We start from the raw sequence: 2860 nt of genomic DNA, 5'->3' as shown, positions 1-2860 counted from the left end.
GAGGTGGCCGTCTTCGTCCAGCACTATGAGCGCCTGACCCGCCACATCGCCCGCGAAACGCCCGCCCGCGCCGACCTCGTGGTGGCGCTCGACGCGGACCGTCGTTCGTCGATCACATGACCTGTCATTCGGTCGCGCGGCACGGCGTCGCACTACATGTGGTGTGGCCCCAATTCGGCCTCCCCCAGTGCTAGTTTCCCTTTGTCGGCGAAACGACTCACCCAGTCGCCGGCTCAGTGGAGTTTCGAGGCCATGAACGCACTCTTCGGCGGGACCTATTCGACGCACGCCAAGCGGGTCGCGATCTGGAATCGGGCCGTCCCGATCCCGGGCTGCGACAAGGCGATCTGGCGTTGCGACGACCAGGGGCGGATCATCCGCTGGTCCGACTATGAGGACCGTTTCTCGCGCTACGGCTGGGCGATCCTGCGTGGGCGCCATGAAGGCCGGACACTCCGCCGGTCCGCCTCCAAGCCAGTCCATGTGAGCCAGGTCGATCAGTTCGACGCCGCGCCCCTGCGCAAGGCCGCTTAGCCCGACAATCTCGACTTCATGACAAGCTTGCTTGACATTGCTTCCGCCCTGTAAGACAAGTGTCCTTGTCAATTAGGCGAGGAGGCTTGTCATGTCGGACGATGTCGCGCCCGCAAGCGCGCTGAAGAAACTTGGACTGTTCGCCGCCTTCCTGCTGGCGGTGGCGCTGTCGATCTGGATCGGCAAGCAGGGCGGCGTCTGGTCCTATGTCGGCGGGCTGGGCACGGTGGCCGCGTCGCTGGCCTTCGCCCTGCTGTCCAACAAGCTGTTTCGGCGCGAGAAGATCCGGCCGCCGATGCGTCGCTACCTGCTGCGGTTCGGCGTCTCGATGAGCGCCTATGTCATCCTGCTGGTGGCGGCGGTCTCGCTGGGACGCCAAGGGTTGGCCGAGGGGCCCTGGGGCTATGCGATCGCGCTGGCCCCGGCGCTGGCCATCCTCTGCTGCATCGCCAGCGTCGCCTTGTATCTGGCCGAGGAGACCGACGAGTTCGCCCGCACGACCCTGATCCATAGCCTGCTCTGGGGCGCGGCCGGCACGTTGAGCGTCGCCACGATCTGGGGGTTTCTCGAAACCTTCGACAAGGCGCCGCACGTGCCCACCTGGGCGACCGTGCCCGTGTTCGCGGTCTTCATGGGCCTGGCCCAGGCCGTGATCGCCCGCCGCTATCGCTGACGGAGGCGCGAGGATGAAGAACCGCCTCAAGGTCCTGCGGGCCGAGCGCGACTGGAGCCAGGCGGATCTGGCCGAGCGCCTGGAGGTCTCGCGCCAGACGATCAACGCCCTGGAGACGGGCAAGTACGACCCCAGCCTGCCGCTGGCCTTCAAGATCGCCCGCCTGTTCGGCATGCCGATCGAGACCATCTTCCAGGACGAAGCCTGACCTGACGCCGCGACCCGGCGACGGGAACAAGCCCGCAAACCCCATCGCATTCCATCCACCGGCGCGCCGCCGAACCCTTTCGCATGCCCGCCCATCAGGAGTTTCAGCCATGATCCGTCGTCGCCCTTCCTTTCATCTGTTCGTCATCCTGCTGGCCATCCTGGCCGCCAACGGCGTGTTGGGCCGCGCCCACGCCGCGTCCGTCGCCGTCCCCTCGGCCGCCGCGCCGCGGTTCACCGTCGAGGTGACGGGGCAGGGGCCTGACGTGATCCTGATCCCCGGCCTGGCCTCGTCCGCCGCCGTCTGGGACGACACCGTCAAGCAGCTTCAGGGGCGCTACCGGCTGCACGTGGTCCAGATGGCCGGGTTCGCCGGGACGCCGGCCGGGGCCAACGCGCAGGGGCCGGTGATCCAGCCGTCGGTCGACGCCCTGGACGGCTACATCAAGTCCGCCAGGCTGAAGTCGCCGGCCGTGATCGGCCACTCGATGGGCGGGCTGATGGGTCTGATGCTGGYCCGCCAACATCCCGAGGACGTAAGCCGGCTGATGGTCGTCGACAGCCTGCCGTTCTACGCGGTGCTGTTCTCGCCCCAGGCCACGGTCGAAGGCGTCAAGCCGCAGGCCGCCGCCCTGCGCAACATGGCCGAGCAATCGACCGCGGAGGCCTGGGCCGCCGGTCAGGCGCGGACCATGACGCGCCTGGTCAAGTCGCCGGCCGGCCTGAAGTCGGCCACCGAAGCCTCGGTCGCGTCCAACCCCTCGGTGACCGGCCGCGCCCTCTATGACGACCTGACCACCGACCTGCGCGGCGAGATCGTCTCGATCAAGACCCCGACCGTGATGCTCTACCCCTGGGACGAGGCGACCGGCGCGCCCCAGTCGGCCTATGACGCGCTCTACACCGGCGCCTACGCGCCGATGGCTTCGGCCAGGCTCAAGCGGATCGACGGCTCGCTGCACTTCATCATGCTGGACCAGCCGGCCGCCTTCGCCTTCGAGGTGGAGAGCTTCCTGAAATAGAGGCGGCTTGCCGCTGGCGGCGCGGACCGGGACAGTATCGGCATGATGATTCTGCTCGTCCGCGCCCGCCGCTTCGCCTTCGCCCTTGTCGCCCTCGCAGCGATGGGGGCGAGCCCCGTTCTGGCCGAACCCGCCCTGTGGGCGATCAAGGACAAGGACTCGACGATCTACCTGTTCGGCACGGTCCACGTGCTCAAGCCGTCCACGGTGTGGCGCTCGCCCAGGATCGCCAAGGCCTTCCAGGACGCCGACGATGTGGTGATGGAGATCGAGCAGCCCGAAAAGCCGGCGGACCCCCAGGCCCTGATGCTGAAATACGGCATCGACCGGACCGCGCCCCTGTCGAGCAAGCTGTCGCCGGAGTCCTACGCCAAGCTGCAGGCGGCCGCCCAGGGCATGGGCTTCCCGCCCCAGGCCCTGGAGC

At 68.1% G+C, this 2860-nt stretch carries 5 protein-coding genes; all 5 read left to right on the top strand.

What is annotated here, in order from left to right; genetic code table 11:
* Nucleotides 1–252 precede the first annotated feature (252 nt).
* Nucleotides 253–534 carry a hypothetical protein gene (locus AC1DZ6_RS22830; protein WP_477099400.1) on the top strand — a complete coding sequence of 94 codons (282 nt, stop codon included), beginning with the start codon at nucleotides 253–255 and terminating at the stop codon, nucleotides 532–534.
* Between the two features lie 91 nt (nucleotides 535–625).
* On the top strand, nucleotides 626–1207 hold the full coding sequence (locus AC1DZ6_RS22825) for a hypothetical protein (RefSeq protein ID WP_477099399.1): 582 nt from the start codon (nucleotides 626–628) through the stop codon (nucleotides 1205–1207).
* Between the two features lie 13 nt (nucleotides 1208–1220).
* Nucleotides 1221–1415 (top strand): helix-turn-helix transcriptional regulator, encoded by a 195-nt coding sequence (locus AC1DZ6_RS22820; RefSeq protein ID WP_477099398.1) that lies wholly within the window; start codon nucleotides 1221–1223, stop codon nucleotides 1413–1415.
* Between the two features lie 109 nt (nucleotides 1416–1524).
* Complete coding sequence (locus AC1DZ6_RS22815; RefSeq protein ID WP_477099397.1) at nucleotides 1525–2436, top strand: alpha/beta fold hydrolase; 912 nt, start codon at nucleotides 1525–1527, stop codon at nucleotides 2434–2436.
* A gap of 42 nt (nucleotides 2437–2478) precedes the next feature.
* On the top strand, nucleotides 2479–2860 hold a 382-nt coding region (locus AC1DZ6_RS22810; RefSeq protein WP_477099396.1), incomplete at its 3' end, for a TraB/GumN family protein.

The organism is Caulobacter sp. P1_B12_2, from assembly GCF_056406675.1.
The sequence above is the reverse complement of the archived record's forward strand: the minus strand, read 5'-3'. Positions and strand labels throughout refer to the sequence as shown.